This is a genomic window from Aquimarina sp. (genome assembly GCF_977115655.1).
In genome coordinates this window covers 27,240-45,901 of sequence record NZ_CDSBKO010000047.1, presented here as the reverse complement: position 1 = coordinate 45,901, position 18,662 = coordinate 27,240, and the positions used below count along the sequence as shown (strand labels likewise).

10 protein-coding genes are annotated in these 18,662 nt (G+C 33.4%); 8 read left to right on the top strand and 2 right to left on the bottom strand.

Annotated elements, in window-relative coordinates:
- Window positions 1-296 precede the first annotated feature (296 nt).
- Genes ACZIYX_RS17570 through ACZIYX_RS17555 form a run of 4 tightly spaced genes read left to right on the top strand, consistent with a single transcriptional unit; the run spans window position 297 to window position 4,996 of the window.
- A complete protein-coding gene (locus ACZIYX_RS17570) occupies window positions 297-590 on the top strand; it encodes a hypothetical protein (protein ID WP_462683559.1) in 294 nt (97 codons plus the stop codon).
- On the top strand, window positions 572-2,242 hold the full coding sequence (locus tag ACZIYX_RS17565; RefSeq protein ID WP_462683558.1) for a peptidase domain-containing ABC transporter: 1,671 nt from the start codon (window positions 572-574) through the stop codon (window positions 2,240-2,242). The genes ACZIYX_RS17570 and ACZIYX_RS17565 overlap by 19 nt, the downstream gene beginning before the upstream one ends.
- Window positions 2,243-2,244: 2 nt before the next feature.
- Window positions 2,245-3,594 (top strand): HlyD family secretion protein, encoded by a 1,350-nt coding sequence (locus tag ACZIYX_RS17560; protein ID WP_462683557.1) that lies wholly within the window; start codon window positions 2,245-2,247, stop codon window positions 3,592-3,594.
- A 1-nt stretch (window position 3,595) separates the two neighbouring features.
- Window positions 3,596-4,996, top strand: a complete 1,401-nt coding sequence (locus ACZIYX_RS17555; protein ID WP_462683556.1) for a TolC family protein — start codon at window positions 3,596-3,598, stop codon at window positions 4,994-4,996.
- A 275-nt stretch (window positions 4,997-5,271) separates the two neighbouring features.
- Here ACZIYX_RS17555 and ACZIYX_RS17550 read toward each other — a convergent pair whose 3' ends face one another.
- Window positions 5,272-6,273, bottom strand: a complete 1,002-nt coding sequence (locus ACZIYX_RS17550) for a S41 family peptidase (protein ID WP_462683555.1) — start codon at window positions 6,271-6,273, stop codon at window positions 5,272-5,274.
- Window positions 6,270-7,148, bottom strand: coding sequence for a hypothetical protein (locus ACZIYX_RS17545; RefSeq protein WP_462683554.1), 879 nt, complete (start codon window positions 7,146-7,148; stop codon window positions 6,270-6,272). Before ACZIYX_RS17545 ends, ACZIYX_RS17550 begins: the two co-directional genes overlap by 4 nt.
- A gap of 366 nt (window positions 7,149-7,514) precedes the next feature.
- Here ACZIYX_RS17545 and ACZIYX_RS17540 point away from each other — a divergent pair, with 366 nt between their 5' ends.
- From ACZIYX_RS17540 to ACZIYX_RS17525, 4 genes are all read left to right on the top strand, one after another.
- Window positions 7,515-8,624 carry a hypothetical protein gene (locus tag ACZIYX_RS17540; protein ID WP_462683553.1) on the top strand — a complete coding sequence of 370 codons (1,110 nt, stop codon included), beginning with the start codon at window positions 7,515-7,517 and terminating at the stop codon, window positions 8,622-8,624.
- A 145-nt stretch (window positions 8,625-8,769) separates the two neighbouring features.
- Window positions 8,770-10,329: a peptide MFS transporter gene (locus ACZIYX_RS17535; protein ID WP_462683552.1), complete on the top strand. Its 1,560-nt coding sequence runs from the start codon at window positions 8,770-8,772 to the stop codon at window positions 10,327-10,329.
- 588 nt (window positions 10,330-10,917) lie between these two features.
- Entirely contained in the window at window positions 10,918-13,404 is a 2,487-nt protein-coding gene (locus ACZIYX_RS17530) for a TonB-dependent receptor (RefSeq protein WP_462683551.1), read from the top strand.
- Window positions 13,405-13,407: 3 nt separating this feature from the next.
- Window positions 13,408-18,660 carry a hypothetical protein gene (locus tag ACZIYX_RS17525; RefSeq protein WP_462683550.1) on the top strand — a complete coding sequence of 1,751 codons (5,253 nt, stop codon included), beginning with the start codon at window positions 13,408-13,410 and terminating at the stop codon, window positions 18,658-18,660.
- Window positions 18,661-18,662: the final 2 nt, after the last annotated feature.

Genomic DNA, 18,662 nt, shown 5'->3' with positions numbered 1-18,662 from the left:
AGATGAAAAAGAAATAATTTATTAGTGCTATTTCAAAGTTAAAATGGTATAAAACAGTCCTTGTTTCTATTTTTTTTGAATATCATTTTCATTTTGCTGCCCTGATATCCAAAAAAAGGATAGAAATAAAATAAAAATATTTTTTTCATAATAAATTAAATTGGTAATATCCTGTAATGTATTTATCGTAAAATTATTAATTATCAAAGTAGTAAAAAATATTACCTGGGTTAAATAAAGGTTAAACTGTCACACTGCAATAGTATTACTATTATATTTGCAATAAAATATTTTAAATGAAATATGAAATGGGTTTTGAGAGTTTTATATTTAAGAAATTAGAAAAAAAAAACAGGTCTGACGAAAGCTCTATTTACAAACGTTTAGCAATAAGGTTACAGGATATTATTAAAGAAGTAGATAACACAATCTATACCCTTCTAGTTTATCCAGTAGCATTACCCCATTACTTTTTAAAAGAACATTTTCTATCCTTAACAGATTGTAAGGAAAAAGTTACCCCTACAAAGTATTTTATTGATCTTGTATTTAACTCTATAAAAAATAGTGTATGTCTAAAAACATTTTAACAGCTTGGCAAAGATTGATAGGGCTTCTTAAGCTGGATAAAAAAGATATTCTTCAAACATTTTACTATGCCATATTTGCGGGGTTAGTAAATTTATCCTTACCATTAGGAATACAAGCTATTATTAATTTAATGCAAGGAGCCCAGATAAGTACTTCTTGGATTATTTTAGTGATTTTGGTTACTGTAGGGGTCTTGTTTGTTGGATTACTTCAATTAATGCAGGTTCGTATTATAGAAAATGTACAACAAAAAATATTTACCAGAGCCTCTTTCGAATTTTCATATAGATTTCCGAAAATCAAAATGAGCGAATTGCGAGATTATTATCCGCCAGAACTGGCAAATCGTTTTTTTGATACATTAACCGCTCAAAAAGGAATTGCCAAAATTTTGGTGGATTTCCCGGCAGCTCTCTTACAAATTATTTTTGGGCTAATGTTATTGTCTTTTTATCATCCATTTTTTATTATTTATGGATTATTACTACTACTATTGGTATATGTGGTTTTTAAATACACCGCAAAAAAAGGTTTAGAAACCAGCCTTAAAGAATCTAAAAGCAAATATAAAGTAGCACACTGGATTCAAGAAGTTGCCAGATCTATTGTTAGTTTTAAACTTTCAGGAAAAACAAGTCTTGCACTACAAAAAAATGATGCATTGGTTACAGAGTATTTATCTGCCAGAGAAAGTCATTTTAATATTTTGATGATCCAATTTATCCAAATGATAGGATTTAAAGTTTTGGTAACAGCAGGACTTTTATTAATAGGTGGTATACTGGTTATTAATCAAGAAATGAATATTGGGCAGTTTGTAGCTGCCGAGATTATAATTCTATTAGTGATAGGCTCTGTAGAAAAATTAATAACTGGCTTAGAATCTTTTTATGATGTCTTAACTTCTATAGAAAAATTAGGACAAGTTGTAGATAAAGAATTAGAAGCACAGGATGGGGAAAAACCATTTAGAAAAAACCAGGGGTTTACAGTAGAGTTAGATCATGTTTCCTATAGTATTCCTGATGGAAAAAGAAAAATATTAGAAGATATATCTCTTACCATAAACGAAAAATCAACTACCTTAATACAAGGTCCCAATAGCTCTGGTAAATCGACCTTATTACGATTAATTGCCGGACTTATAGAGCCGGATAGCGGAAGTATATATATCAATAATATAGACCTTAAAGGTATTCATTTAAACTATTACAGATCCCATTTAGGGCAATCCTTAATAGAAGAATCTCCTTTTGAAGGAAGTATTTTAGAAAATATAACCTTTGGAGATAAGGATATTTCTACTGAAGAGGTGTATTGGGCTATAGAAAAAGTAGGGTTAACCCAATTTGTAAAAGAACAATCACAAGGATTAAAAACCATACTTCATCCTGAAGGAAAACAAATAGCACATACAGTATCTAAAAAAATTGTTTTGGCAAGAAGTATTGTTAGAAAACCTAAGCTATTACTTTTAAAAGACCCTTTAGATCAATTTGATGATATAGAAGTAAACAGGATTATGGATTTTCTTACAGATCCTTCTAACCCTTGGGCGTTGGTAGTGGTAAGTCAAAATCAAAAATGGATAACCCGATGCCAAAGAATTATTAATATTGAAAAAGGTAAAATCATAAGTGAAAAGTCATAACTATGTTGAATATATCTCATAATTCTTTAAATAAGAAAGTAGATCTTTCTCATTATACCGCAATTCAAAAAGTTTTTCACAAAAGGCATTATAAATATTTTAATCGCTTTTTAAAAGTATTTGCAGTTTTGATGATGGTTATATTGTTTCTTCCCTGGACCCAGAATATTTCAGGAACCGGATTTTTAACTACCTTAAAACCAGACCAACGGCCACAAACAATTCAGTCTCCAATTCCGGGTAGAATCGAGAAGTGGTATGTAAAAGAAGGGGATTTTGTAAATAAAGGAGATACCATTTTATTTATTTCAGAAGTAAAGAATGAATACTTTGATCCTGATCTGGTAGCAAGAACAGGGCAACAAATCGAAGCAAAAACGATGTCTGTAAACTCTTATGAAGGTAAAGTAAAAGCTATCGAAAACCAGATAGCAGCATTGGCGAATGAGAGAAGCCTAAAATTGCAACAAGCAAAAAACAAGCTATTGCAATCAAAGTTAAAAGTACAAAGCGATAGTATAGATTTTGAGGCAGCAAAAACGAATATCACCATTGCAGAACGGCAGTACGAGCGTATTGTACAATTAGAAAAAGAAGGATTGAAATCTCTTACAGATATAGAAGAAAAAAGGTTAAAACTACAAGAAACACAAGCAAAATTAATTTCTCAGGAAAATAAACTGTTGGCAAGTAAAAATGAAATCATCAATGCCAAGGTAGAGATTAATAGAGTACAAGCAGAATATACCGATAAAATATCAAAATCGCAAAGTGATAGATTTACCGCACAGTCTAATCAGTTTGATGCTAAAGCACAAGTTACTAAATTAGAAAATGCGTACACAAACTACGAAATGCGTAATGATATGCACTATATCAAAGCACCACAAAGCGGGTTTATCAATAAAACACTACGATCTGGTGTTGGTGAAACCTTTAAAGAAGGAGATCAGTTAGTTAATATTATGCCATCGGTATATGATTTGGCAGTAGAAACGTATGTCAGACCTATCGATATCCCTTTAATTCATGTAGGAGAAAAAGTACGTGTGCAATTTGATGGATGGCCAGCAATTGTATTTAGTGGATGGCCTAATGTATCTTACGGCACCTACGGGGGTAAAATTGTAGCAATAGAAACTTTTATAAGTGATAATGGTAAATACAGAATTTTAATAGCCCCCGATCCGGACGATCACGAATGGCCAAAAATACAAGTAGGCTCTGGTGCAGCAACTATGGCTTTGTTAGAAGATGTTCCAATCTGGTATGAGCTTTGGCGACAATTAAACGGATTTCCTCCTAATTATTACCAACCCACTACTAAAAAGGTGAAACCTGAAAAGAAATAAAATGAAAAATCTGGTCATAGTATACTTGTTTTTTGGGGTGACATCGATGTATGCACAACAAAAAGATACCATTGTATTAAATTTTAAAGAGTATCTAGGGTATGTAAAAAAATATCATCCAATAGCGAAACAAGCAGAACTTAATATTAGTATTGGGCAGGCAAACCTTATGAAAGCCAGAGGAGGTTTTGATCCTAAAATAGAAATAGATTATGATCGTAAACAGTTTAAAGACAAAGAATATTATGACTTGTTAAATGCCACATTTAAAATCCCTACCTGGTATGGAGTTGAGTTTAAAGGAGGCTTTGAACAAAATGACGGAGAATATTTGAATCTCCAAAACACAGTGCCACAAGACGGGCTTTTTAATGCAGGGATTTCTGTATCTGTAGCAAAAGGTCTGTTAATAAATGATAGAATGGCAACCTTGCGAAAAGCTAAATTCTTTAGAGAGCAAACAAAAGCAGATAGAGATCTTTTTGTAAATCAGATTCTGTATGATGCTTCTGTAGCATATTTTGACTGGTTACAGGTATATCAAGAAAAAGAGATATATACTAACTTTGTAAATAATGCCAAAATACGTTTTGAAGGCGTTAAAAAGAGTGCTTTAGCAGGAGATAAAGCAGCTATAGATACCGTAGAAGCAAAAATCTCTTTTCAAAACAGAAAACTTAGTTTAGAGCAAGCAAAGGTAAAGCTGGCAAAAAAAACCTTAGTGCTGTCTAATTTTTTATGGTTAGAAGATACCCCTGTAGAATTACAACCTAATGTTGTTCCAGAAGGTAATATCGAAGATAACATAGATAATGCTCTCGAAATTAACGGCAATCCATTACAAACTTTTACATTAGAGAACCATCCTAAACTTAAATCTTTAAACTATAAAATTGAAGGCTTGGAAGTAGACAGAAGATTAAAAGCAAATAAACTACTACCCACTATCGATTTAGAATATAATTTTTTAAGTACAACTCCAGAACAAACAGAGACGTTTAATACCCTAAATTATAAAGGAGGTATTAATTTTAGTTTCCCCTTGTTTTTAAGAAAAGAAAGAGGAGACCTAAAATTAGCAAAGTATAAGGTGCAAGATGCTAAATTTGATTTGGTAACTACAGAGCTAAAGATTAAAAATAAAATTAAGGCTATCTATGTAGAATTAGAATCCTTTAAAAACCAAAACGTGCTTATTAAAGATATAGTATCCGATTACAACAGATTACTTAGTGCCGAAGAGCGTAAGTTTAGTTTTGGAGAAAGCTCGTTGTTTTTAATCAATTCAAGAGAAAAAAGCTTTATTGAAGCAAAGCTTAAAGAAATAGAAGTACAAAATAAATTTTTAAATGCAAAAGCCAAACTTTTTAATAGTTTGGCCGTTAATCCTGTAAATCTTTAACCCCTCATAGAGGGGGGGTAATCCGCAGAGACTTTTCTCGAAAACAAAATATATTTTCGGAAGCATACCCCATAAGTGTGCTCTGCGGTTGTTGATTTATACCAAATAAACATCAAAATGACCGGTGTCGTCTTATTCTTTTCTCCTTTTACTGCCTTGCTATTTCTTTCCGTAGCTATGGCTATGCAAAAAAATCCCAGCGTTGTAAAAAAATAAAATAATGACAACTTTGACCAATCATTTCGAAATTCATTTGGTATTATTTGATGCTGTTTTTATTGTAATTCCAGAATTGCTCGTTCTAAAATTTCATCCTTGGTTAGATCGTTCCAGTTAAAAAGCACTTTGATATCCGGCGGAACCCCATTTTCATAATCAGGGTTTTTATCCAGCGTTAATTCTTGGGAGATTGAAAACCGGTAGGTCCATCCATTAGGTAATTGCCCCCCATTGGGCAAGCCAAGCCCCCCTCCTGTAGTATCTCCCATAAGTACCATATTGGGAAGCGCTTTTGTAGCAAGCGAAAAGGACGATCCTGCACTATAGGTCCCCCTGTCTACCAATACAATTACTTTGTTTTTATACCGTATCCCATCATACGGAGAAACATATACAGGTTTGGCATCCGAAAAATCATTGTGCCCAGGACCGGTTTTTATTCTGGAATAGCTAACCAGTGTTTTGCTTTCTACAAAGCGGCTTAGAATCTCAAAGACATCGCTTACTGCCCCACCACCGTTTTCTCGTAAATCCAAAATTAACCCTTTCGTGTTTTTGTACCTTTCTAAAACAAAATCCAGATTATTTTCACCTACAGTTCCAGGAAAAGAAGAGAAACGAATATATCCTATTTTTTTATTATTCAAAAAACTATGGGCAAAGGGACCAGAAACATAATAATTACGTGGCAAATAATTGTCCTTGATCACACGCCAATCAAAATTATCCTGGCCCAGATAATCCACCCCGAAAGTCGAAATATTAAAATTAGATATAAGATTGGTATGATCGTCTTTTAATTCGGTAAGCATTCCACCTAACACTTTAAATAGGGAATCCTGACTCATACCATCGTATATTTTGGCAGCGTATTTTGATTTTATAGAATTCCAGTCAATGTTTTTTACATCAAAATAAGAGTATTTCTCATTACATTCCTTCCATAAATATTCAAAATTTTCTTTTGGGTTTGTAGAGGCCAAGTCCTCTTCAAAAATTGCTTTTTCGCAAGAGGCAAAAGATAGTCCTGCTAGTACTATATAATATAACTTTTTCATTGTTTATTGTTTGTATTAAATAAAAGGGAAAATTTAAGGGTATGGGTTGCCATTTCGAATTTGTCAAGATTACCACCAGTTTTATATGCATCCCAGGCATACGAAAATCGAAGAGCGTTTTTGTTTTTTAAAAATACGGTATAGTCTAAGGAACTACTCATTCTAAATCCTGAAAAAACTTTGAACTGATAATCATCAAATAGCGCAAATTTATTTAAAAGGCTTGCTTGACCTGAGTATGCATACCCATTTCGATACGAACTGTTAACCAAACCAACATTTAGCCTAAAGGCCAGGTTTCTGGTTTTTTCTTTCGAATTATACTTAATAAATAAAAACTTTTTGTTTTTTTCTTCCTTAGTACTTATGTCTTTTTCGATTTTAACAGAACCAAAAAGAGTAGGGATTATCTCGTATCCGATACCGTTATTTGCTAATCCTTCATTAATTCTAAAATTACCGGTAGCATTAATTAATCCACCCACTTTTACATTTAATTTGGGGGAACTTAGCGATTGTAACTGGTATAATCTGGAGTAAAATAAGGATACGCTTTTAACATTGCTAATTTGCAAATGGTTGTTAAAATTATTGTGATGATTTCCAAAAGAGTAGGATAGTCCGATTTCAGACTCTCTTTCAAAATTAGATTTAGAGTAGGACAGGGCTATATATTTTGCGACTCCTTTGTAAAAAAGCGGAGAGGTTGCAAAATCTCTAAAAACAGAGCCTCCCAGACCTGCACTAACTCCTATATATGCAGGGATATTTTTTCGCCACTCTTTTCTCGAAATGGCAGACGTTTCTTCTGTTTGCGAAATACCTGCCAGAGAAACAAGCAGTAGCAACAGGGTAGTAATTCTAGTTTTAATCATTTAAAAATTGTTTTACTTTTATTGTTTATATAATCTAACAAACCTATAGACAAATGTAAAGCCATAAGGTTGCATCTCTTTTAAAAAATGAGGTGAAAATTGATCTCAGGGTTCGGGAACCTCACCTTTCGGTATATAATAAATAGTGAGTTAAGGCACTCAAAGCTTACTATTTGTATAGCCAGAAAGTTGGGTAATACATTCTATCTTTTTGGAGGGCAGTTCTCTGTATCTTCAGAGCCGTTTTTTAATTATACTCCTGTATTATTTGGGGTTAAGCAAAGCCAAAATATAAGATTTTAAAATGCATACACATATTTTTTAAAGATATATGTAAATTGGTCATGGATAATTAGATACAATTTTATGTCAGATATTACTAAATTTTATAGCCTTGCGCATATTTATATTGCTTTGATAGGAGGAGTATTGTTATTGGCGATTTGGTATAATATTAAAAAACGCTTTAGGCAATTTTTAGAAGAGGATGATTCTCAAAAAAGAATAGATAAAGGACTTTTATACCTAAGTATGGCTCTTTTTGTATGGGTGTTTTCTGGTACATGGATATATATGGCAAACCTTTTTGCTTTTACAAATACGATTCTGTTTGATATAGGATATAGTTTCTTTTCTGTTTTAAATACTTTGGTTTTATTGTTGGCACTATTTTATTTTGATTTTGCTCCGCAATTTTTGTATAAAAATAAGAGAAACACGTTCATCTTAATCATTATTACTATACTAGTATCGGTAATAACCTTTGTTTTAATTCAATATAATAAAGACAATCCGGTTATAAACGGAGTTCGGGTAAGTGGTATTCCAGATTTAATACTGTCTTGTTTTTTAACCTATTTACTAACGATCTCTTTTTATAAAACATTTATGAACAGGGACTTAAAATTAGTAGCAGTCATCTCTGTATTAGCCTTTTTATTTATGCTGCTTTCTCAGGTTCCCGATGTGTTTGTAAACATAGGAGATACTTTGTATCGTAATTTGATCAAGATTGTTGCCAAAACATCTTTTATTTCTATTTTTTTGGTATTGGCAACCAGTTGGGTGATTCAATTGGCATTAACCCCAAAACCAAGCGAAATGACTATTAAATTTTTGGACTGGTCTTTGGTGAAAATAACGATACCATCCAAAGAGATTTATGATAAAACCATAGATTTTGGTTCTAAAACCACACAATATAAAAACCTGCTAAGATTTGCTGTAAAGCGAAAATATGAAGAAGGAGAAAAACAGTATTTATTGGTGAGCTCCGGAGGAGAAATAAAAAGCCAAACGTATCTAAGTAGAATTATTGAAAATATCAATACCATATTACAGCTATCTCCTATATCTCAGTTGGAAAGAAAAGATTTATTCACCTTTATGGGGCAAGGAAAATACAGGCTAAGAGTTATCCCAGAAAATATTGTTATAGATCAAACACTATTAGAAGAATTCAATAAATCCTTGTAATTGGTTGGTTTTTAGTGATTGTTATTATTTGTGATTGCTTGTGTGACAATTACAATTTACTATAATTAGCTATTTTTTAGAACTTCCCTTTTAATTATCGCCAAACTATTCATGATTTGTGTTACAAATAATTTAAACACATTATATGAGCGTAGATCAAAACACAATAGATAAGCAGGAAGTATTAGGACACCCCAAGGGATTGTTATACCTGTTTTTTGCAGAATTATGGGAGCGATTTTCATTCTATGGAATGAAAGCACTTTTAGTGTTATATATGACCAAGCATCTTTTATATTCTGATGATAAATCTTTTGGGGTAATGGCGGCATATATGTCTTTAGTATATGTAACCCCAATGATCGGAGGTATTATTGCGGATAAATATTTAGGATATAGAAAATCCATTTTTTTAGGAGGGGTTTTAATGGCAACAGGGCACTTTTTTCTTACCATCGAAACCCCTTTGTTTTTTTATGGATCTCTGGCCTTGATAATTGTTGGAAATGGTTTTTTTAAACCTAATATATCCACTATGGTAGGAACTCTTTATGAAGAAGGAGACAAGAGAAGAGATTCTGGGTTTACTATTTTTTATTTAGGAATTAATTTAGGAGGAGCTATAGCACCATTGTTATGCGCATGGTTTGCAGAGATTTATGGCTGGCATTATGGATTTTTGTTAGCAGGGATAGGGATGCTTGTTGGTTTATTAGTTTTTAAACGAGGTACCCAATTAGCCGTTTTTGGAGATAAAGGTTTGGTACCCGATATAAAGAATTATGAAAAAAAGATTTATGGACTTAATAAAGGGGGTAGAATTTGGTTTCTTGCATGGTTATCGGTTCCTGTATTTGCATTAATAGTAAAATTTAATGAATTTGAGCATTATCTGGTGTGGGTTGCATCTTTGTTTTTGATAGGATATATAGGGTATATACTAACAAAAGTAAGTGTCAAGGAACGAAAAAGATTACTAGTCGCAGTATATTTTACTACGCTATACGCAATTTTTGCAGCAGTATTTGAACAAGCAGGAAGTTCCCTTACATTATTTGCAGATAGAAATGTAGATTTAATAGGTATTAATGCAGCACAAACTAATAGTATAAATTCTACATGGATAGTACTGCTGGCGATTCCTTTTGCAATGTTATGGACGTTCTTAAGTAAGAAAAAATCTAACCCTCATTCTGCTATTAAATTTGGATTGGGGATGTTGTTTCTGGGATTAGGGTTTTTGATTTTTGGGATGTCTGCCCAAGAAGTTAATGAATATGCAAAAACCCCTATGTTTTATTTAATTTTTGGATACCTTATTTTAACTATAGGAGAACTGTTTTTATCTCCTATAGGGCTTTCAAAAATCACAGAGTTATCCCCAATAAAATATGCTACTTTTATTATGGGAGTCTGGTTTTCGGCCAATTTTTACGGGCATTTTTTTGCAGGAAAAATAGCAAAGCTTACCACAGTAAGAGAGGGAGAAACAGGAGTGTTTTCTAAAGGCTTTTTTGGCACCATTAGTGAAACAATTACAGGGCTGTCTGGTACAACAGCAAATGGAGATAATGCAGAGGCTTTTCAGCAATTATATTCTTATGTATCAGTATATGCCAATTTTGGAGTTATTACTATGATTATAGGTGTTGTAGCAATTTTAATAGCACCAATCATAAAAAAACTAATGGTAGGGATACAGTAGTAAATACAATATTTTTTTAAAGCTTAAAAAATTATAGAGCACTTATAACCTCTGGGGCGTTACGTATCTTAGAGGTTTTTTTTTATCTTCTCGTACTAATTTAACTTCGAAACAGAACTTGCTAACCCTTTATTTTTTGCTGCTCAAAAAACAGGGGTCTGACTATACTTTGTAGCTTCAGTACAGGTGCTTGGTATTATATCAAGTCTGACACAATTTTTTGTTTTGGGCAAGCAAAAAGCAATACCATATTGTTTATATGTAATTTGAAGGTTAAATTAATTACTTAAAAAAAGAGAATCCCCTCTATCCTTTCGGTTTTTAACACTTATCAATTTAGTCTTGACACTTATCCGTATAATCAATGCGATTATAAATCAAAGGTTTTTAAAATATAAAAGCAACATACTTTTGATATGTAATACAACCAAAAAGTACCTATACACTCTTAATAAACCTAAATAGTTATGAATATCAAAACGTTAAACCTTCTCTTTAATTTACAGCATTTCTGTAAAAAATACTTCAACAAATACTAAAGTCACAGCACTTTTTTTTAAATCAACAATAAGAAAAAAATAGTATCTATTGAAAATAAAACTACTCATGTTTTTATGTAGCATCACTTCTATAGTTTATGGACAAAACCTAGATCAAATAGGTAAAGCCCCATTACTTAAAATTAATGGAGGTGTATCTGCTAATTCTGTATATTATGCAGGAACAGCCAATAGAGAACCACTAACATATTTTGTTAATGGTAATCTCAATTTTAATATTAGTGGTATTTATAATATTCCATTATCCTTTTCCTATACCAATCAAAAATTTGAACACAGCACACCTTTTAAGATAAATCGTTTAAGTATTCATCCATCTTACAAATGGGTAACAACACATATAGGAGATGTTTCGATGACATTTTCACCCTATACGGTTAGTGGTCATCAATTTACAGGATTTGGCACTGATTTAACCCCCAATGGGCCTTTTAAAGTAAGTGCGTTTTATGGCAGGTTGCTAAAAGCTACAGAATATGACATAGAGTTTCCTCAAGCTATTCCTGCATATAAAAGAATGGGATATGGTATCAAAGGGTCGTATGAATTTGATAAGTTTTCTATAGGGCTTATATTTTTTAAAGCTCGTGATGAGGTAAAATCACTTGATACTCCAATACCCGAAGAACTAAATTTGGATCCTAAAGAGAATCTGGTTGCAAGTATCGAATCAAGTGTTAAGGTTACCAAAAACCTCACCTTTAATGTAGAAATAGCACAAAGTGCCGTAACCGAAAATATACAAAATCAACAAGGTAGTACAACTACTAATGCGCTGGGTGTTTTAATAAACAAAAATGCATCTACCGATTATTATACAGCATTTAATAGTGATTTTACGTATTCCTATGGTAAAGGTAGTGTAGGAGTTGGATACGAAAGAATTGATCCGCAGTATAGAACTTTTGGAGCGTACTATTTTAATAATGATCTTGAAAATATTACCATTAATGCAGCTCAGGAGCTATTTAATGGTAAGGTATCTCTGGCAGTCAATGCAGGACTACAGCGAGATGATCTTAAAAACGAAAAAGAATCCCAATCCAATAGGGTCGTATCTGCAATTAATACTACTATTAAAGCATCAGAGAAGATGACTATTGGTGCGTCGTATTCAAATTTTCAATCCTATACTAATGTTAGAAGTGTTTTTGACGAAATAAACCAAGTTGATCCTTTACAGAACCTGGATACTCTGGATTTTAAACAAGTATCCCAAAACGCATCCTTACAATTTGGATATATCGTATCACAAACCAAACAGAAGCAACAAAATGCAGGGTTCAACTTAACCTATCAAACTACCAAAGATGCGCAAGGAACTGCCGCAGCGACCAATACAAAAACAAACTTTTATAACGCAGGAGCAAATTATACTATTGCATATCCAGAAAAAACACTAACCATTAATGGAGCCTTAAATGTAACGTATAATAGCATACTGGGTAATGATGCATTAACCTATGGTCCCACAGTATCTGTAAACAAACAGTTTTTTGATAAAAAATTAAGGACCGGGCTTTCTGCTTCCTATAACGAAAGTCTGACTAACGGGGATTCACAAGGTAATGTGATCAGTTTTAGAGGTAATGCCGGATATGTATATAAAGAAAAGCATAATCTTAGTCTTAGCGCACTAACCTTATTGCGTAATACTCCAAACGTATCAAGCGCCAATGATTTTACAGTCACTTTTGGCTACAGCTATTCTTTTGATGTTAAAAAACCAGATCTGGGTTTTAAAAGAAAAACCTCGGAAGAAGAAATACAGAAAAAACCAAAAGATACCCTTCAAAAATTAGAAGAGAAACTAGAGAAAGAAAATTATTATCGTTTCAGGTATAGAAACGAAATATATGAAGGAAATGCCAATAGTATAGTACAAAAAATTGAAGCAGTAACACAGCGACATTATTTTAAACATGAAGATGCTTTTGCCAGAGATACATTACAAGTACAATTATCCAAAATAAAACAAAGAGCAGTAGCAGATACAGACTTTAAAGAAGCAGCTTTTGATTATTTGGACGATGTGTATCACCGCAAAGATTTTATACTACCGTATAATGAAAGCCTTCAATATGCTTTGCTTAGCTTAAGAAAAGAACTTCTTGATAAAGACGAATCCATGCGTGAAGAGTATGTACAGGCAAAAGATGCCCTCGAATCACACTCTTTATATACTGTAAAAGCATCTGAACATAAAACATACAGTAAAACAGAGCAAGCGCATTATAAAAAAATACAAAAAGAATACGCTGTACAAGCAGAACGATTAGAAGCCTATCTCTTTTTACGATTTGAAGTAGACAAACTTTTGAATGATCGAGGTATAGATCATAAAAAGAAGCGTGTTACCCAAATAAAAGAAATGACAAGAGAGAATGCATTTCAGATGTATTCAGAAACTAAGAATATAGATACAATTACCCAATATCTTCAAGGACAAATCATCGGTTACTTTGATACGCTATATCAAAGTACAGAGGAGGTTATGGAGGATATTAAAAAGTAATATATGAAAAAACAAGTACTACTTTTATTAATCACATGTTTGCAGGTTACTTTTTTAGTAGCTCAAAACTTTCCTGTTCGGGTAACTCCCCAGGTCATACCACCGTACCCAACAAATTTTTCGGGCTATGCTAACCCTACTGTGGTAAATAGCCCGATCAGAGCACAGTTAATATTAAATGATATAACCTCACCAACCCGAAATGTACGGCTAGAAGTTTCTATTACAGGAAACGGAATACAAGCTAAAAGTGCTCCGGTAGTTGTTGGGGCACCAAACCTAACGCTAGATGCAGGAATACCATTACAACTTACGATCGCAGAATTAGCTCCTTATTTTGAAAGGCAAAACCTGCAAGGGATTTCATCGGCACAGTATAATAGTTCGCTACCCGACGGGAGCTACCAATTTTGTTTTGATGTCTATGATATACATACGGGTAATAGAATGTCTAGAACCACTTGCACAACTGTTTTTTTAATCAATAATGATCCTCCATTCTTAAATAAACCAGATAACGAATCCAGAATAACAGAGCATACCCCAACCAATATTATTTTTCAATGGACACCAAGACATGTCAATGTCCCCAATATATCCTATGAGTTTAGTATGGTAGAGGTGTGGGATACTTATATCAACCCCCAGGCGATATTTGTATCCTCTCCACCTTTATATAAGGAGACAATCAGCAATACTACCTTACTATACGGTCCTATGCAACCTTTATTGCTGCCAGGAAAACGATATGCCTGGCGGGTACGGGCTTTTACCACCAATAACGGAGAAGAAGTTTCGGTTTTTAATAACTACGGCAATAGCGAGATTTTTTGGTTTGATTATCAAAAAAACTGTGAGATCCCGACAAGTATCAAAGTAGAAGATGTACAACTAGGTCGTGCTACGATTAGTTGGACAGGGCACCCCAATCACTTAGACTACACCATACATTATCGAGAATCCGGAAGCAAAGAATGGTACAAAAAAACTACCCCTAGAGAATACATCACCATAGATGAATTTAAGCCAGATACCGTCTACGAGTATAAAATTGCAGGTAATTGTGCAGTAGATAGTTTTGGAGAATCCACTATAGAAAACTTCAGAACAGTAAGCGAAGAGGTATCAGACTATACTGCCTGTGGTATTGAGGCAGATCCTGTAGATCTTTCTAATCAAGAATTACTAACAGAACTATATCCCAATGATATTTTTACAGCAGGAGATTTTCCTGTATACGTAAAAAAAGCATCCGCTTCTGGTGACAGTTTTACCGGAGAGGGGTATATCAGTACCCCGTGGCTAGCCACAGTGCGAATCCCGGTAACCTTCGAAAATATAAAAATCAATACCGATAACAAATTGGTAGCAGGTGTAGTAAGTACAACCTACGACCCTAATTGGGACAGTATTATAGATACAGATGATATTATCGAAAAAATTGTTGGAGATGATGGGGATATAGATGTAATTAGGGTAGATGCTGATATTACCGATGTACAGGTTGCTGCCGATGGCAGTATCACTCTGATTACCTCTGAAGGAGTAAAAATAGAACAACCCGGCGGGCAAGATGTAGTCTTTGTAGATAAAACAAACGAAACCTGGTCGGTAAGTGAAGATGGTAAAGTTACCAAAGGGCAAATGGCTGATGGCGGACCTGCAACTTCTCATAATACCAATGGTGTAGGAAGCGGTGGGGTAAACGAAATCACTTCTGCCGATGTTACCGTAATATTTATAAAATCAGGATATTACTCGTATGATGAAGCACCCCAAAATGCAGGAGGTACACTGGCGGATCAATACGATAAAGTGCCGGTAACAGGTGGTAATGCGTATATAATACCTTATAAAGCGATCTCGAATATAGGTACATATTCGTCGGATATTATAAAAGCCAAGGCTACTTTTAATACCAGTACATATACCAAAGAGGATATCGTTTTTAAAACCAAAGAAGGAATTAAGATTCCTTTTACGTGGAATACAGAGGGAGATGTTGCCACGCTATCGCTTAAAAAGCAATTTGATTTTGGTAAACAGCAGATCATTGCTACCATAAAACCAAAAGATAGTACTCAAAAACATGAAGTAGCAGGAGTGGCCAACCTATGGCATCTGGCATCCCAAGAGGTAACCGATATCAATGTTACAATAGTAAGTGTAAATAATGCAAAAATAGCGCCCAATATAAAAGATCAGATTAATGCAATCTATAACCAGGCAGGGGTTCATTTTACGATGTCTGCCGAGGAGAAGCTAACTATAGATAACACTATATGGGATCTTAATGGAAATGGTAAACTCGATATAGGAGACAGTGGATTACTAGCCCAGTATACCGAAGAAGAACGGGCGATCAAAAACTATTTTAAAACCCAAACTACCTATAATCCCAAGACTTATTACATTTTTGTGTTGGGAGAAGATATGTCACCATCAAAACCAGGGGTAAACGGTTTTATGCCTCTTAAAAGGCAATACGGGTTTATATTCAATCAGAATAGCCAAGTTCATACCATAGCTCACGAATTAAGCCATGGGATATTTGGTTTAAAACACCCTTTTACAGAGTATAACACTACCAAAGGAGCTACCGATCTACTAATGGATTATGGAGATGGTACTGCATTTACCCACATGGATTGGGAAAAAATGCATGCGCCGGGGATACAGTTGTACTTGTTTCAGGACGATGAGGATGGAGAACAGATTTCTACTGGTCTAGAATATTTAAAAGATTTTGCAAACAGAGATAAAAATAACAAGATTATATCCTATTCTTTTATTACTCCTTCTAATAAGGTGGTAACCCTTCCTCCTAATGTTACAGATGTTAATTTTTCTACTTATGATGCATATTACAACATCAAATCAGGGAAAAACTCAGGTAGTCATGCTCCATTAGGAAGTTTGTTGGGGTTTACCTTAAACAAAAAATATTATTCCTTTAAGATAAACGACAACCAATCGGCTTATGTAAATACTAATGATCCAAAAAATAAAGAAAAGTATACGGATACATATACTAAAAACATAGAGAATCTTACAGATGCTATTATAGCCCTTCCATACTATAATACAGAGGCTGAAGAAATAGAACTTTATGTTAATAAAATGGAAATTGAAGCTAGCCAAATTAGAAGTAAAACTAATGATGTGACTTATTTTGGTGCTATATCATACAATTTTAGTGTGGTCAAAGATTTTAACAACCCAAAAAGTGTTGTTGGAGGGTATTATTTATCAGGAACTCATAAAGGAAAACAAATTAAAGATGTTGACTATATTGAATTAACTCCCTTTGCTGAAGGGTTTTTGGAATCTTTCTCTGAAGATTTAGTAAAAGAAGGAAGCATGTTTGCTCCAGTAATCATTTCTGCTGCGTTGGTTTTTTCTAGTAATGAAGCCCTTGAAAAACTAATAGAATGCGAAGTTCTAGACATAACAAATAATCAAAAAAGATCGTTAGCCCAAATCCAAAAAAGCAATAAACGTTTTGTTCCGCTATTAAGTTTAACTAAAACATTTAGAACAGAGGATTCACATCTTCATAGAGAAGCACAATTTAAACAATTATTAGACTATTACTTTAAGTTAAGGGAGTTATTGAAATTTCCAAGTAAGGTAGATGAACTTCATAAAACCCTTAATGCAAAATTATCTGCAACCACAATGACACCTGCAGAGATTGTAGAATTAGTAAACAATTCTACTTCCTGTGCTTTAGAAAACATCACTTTTGAAAATAGGATTAATGCCATCAAAAAATTAACAGAAAGTCATAGTACATTTTTTGATTCTGGAGAAGAAAAAGCAATGGTAAATCTATTGAGTGCAGTAACCTATAATGGCCAGGCAAAGCTACTATTGACCGAATTGTTTAAGAAGGATAATTCTAAATTGTTTAGAAAAATATTAGAGCATACCAATTTTTCAAATCATGAAAAGTATATTAATAAAATTACAGAGATATACAAGATTGATAATACAGGAGTAAAACCAGCAAAAAAAATATCGCTTAAGAAACTTGATGAAGGATTAGGAGAAGAGTATACAGATATTGTATTTAATCCCAAAGATGGATCTTTATCTATTGATTTTGTACGGGACCCACAATTTTCAAGTAGGGAAAGAATATCTTATAAGTTTGACTCTTTGGATGAACTAGTAGAGGTCACATTTCCAGTAAGTAACTCATACATTAAATATAAAAATGGGCAGAAAAAAGATGAAACAGTACAATTACCTGCTTATTATCTTGAATATTTAATAAATAAGCATAATAAAGATCAGTTAATGACAGCGGTTAGGGTATTTGGTAACTTGGTTGCGATTATGACAGCAGTTCCAACAGGAGGCCAGTCAATAACCTTAGTATCTGGGATTAGTGCGGCAATAGCTACAGCCGATATGGTCATGGTATTTAGTGAAGAAGCTTTAAAGCAAACAGAAGACGGTAAGAAATTTGTAAATATATGGACCGCGATTACAATGATAGAAGGAGGAGTTGGTTTAAGTAAACTGGGTATTGCAATGACCAAAAAAGGAGCAAATGCGGTAACAAAAATAAGTTTTGATTTTAGCAAATTTGATAATATTAAAGACCTGTCCATAGTACAAAGAAGAGAAGTTTTAAAACAATTAAGAAAGGTTCCTTCACTATTATCTAATTTAGGAAACACTGCTGTAACAACCATGTTTACTACCAATATTTTATCCAAATTAGAAGCTAGCTTACTAAATGCAAGCTTTAACACAATTAAACAAGCAAAACTAAAAGTTACGGATTGGACTCAGGGAAGTATAGTAATAGGTAGCAAATTGTATAAGCTATTAAAAATATCACATTCTTCTAATGGATCATTTTCTAAGTTTTTAAATATCAGAAAAACAACCAAATCAGGCGATGAATTAGTAGGGGTATTGGATGATATCCGGTATCAAAAACCGAACAGCAATAGTATTGCAGAAGGAGATGTTGCCATATATAAAACTGCCGATGACGTTGTGTGCGTGAGAGTGTTGGATAATGATTCTAGAATGGTTGATTTCTTAAAGTATTTAGAGGGGAACCCTAGTTTTAAAGCTAATTATGAAGGGCTATCTAAAGAATTACAGACATTGTTTAGAAATGATTTTATGAATTCTTCAGATGATGTATGGAAAGCACTAAATGAGAAAAATTCAGCTCTGTTTGAAGGTTGGAAAAACTTTAGAAAAAATAATCTTGACTCCGTTTTTTGTAAATAAGA

What these genes read in the sequence shown, in the direction of transcription:
- ACZIYX_RS17570 (WP_462683559.1), top strand. Translation starts at nt 297, where the DNA reads ATGAAATATGAAATGGGTTTTGAGAGTTTTATATTTAAGAAATTAGAA.
- ACZIYX_RS17565 (WP_462683558.1), top strand. Translation starts at nt 572, where the DNA reads ATGTCTAAAAACATTTTAACAGCTTGGCAAAGATTGATAGGGCTTCTT.
- ACZIYX_RS17560 (WP_462683557.1), top strand. Translation starts at nt 2,245, where the DNA reads ATGTTGAATATATCTCATAATTCTTTAAATAAGAAAGTAGATCTTTCT.
- ACZIYX_RS17555 (WP_462683556.1), top strand. Translation starts at nt 3,596, where the DNA reads ATGAAAAATCTGGTCATAGTATACTTGTTTTTTGGGGTGACATCGATG.
- ACZIYX_RS17550 (WP_462683555.1), bottom strand. Translation starts at nt 6,273, where the DNA reads ATGAAAAAGTTATATTATATAGTACTAGCAGGACTATCTTTTGCCTCT.
- ACZIYX_RS17545 (WP_462683554.1), bottom strand. Translation starts at nt 7,148, where the DNA reads ATGATTAAAACTAGAATTACTACCCTGTTGCTACTGCTTGTTTCTCTG.
- ACZIYX_RS17540 (WP_462683553.1), top strand. Translation starts at nt 7,515, where the DNA reads ATGTCAGATATTACTAAATTTTATAGCCTTGCGCATATTTATATTGCT.
- ACZIYX_RS17535 (WP_462683552.1), top strand. Translation starts at nt 8,770, where the DNA reads ATGAGCGTAGATCAAAACACAATAGATAAGCAGGAAGTATTAGGACAC.
- ACZIYX_RS17525 (WP_462683550.1), top strand. Translation starts at nt 13,408, where the DNA reads ATGAAAAAACAAGTACTACTTTTATTAATCACATGTTTGCAGGTTACT.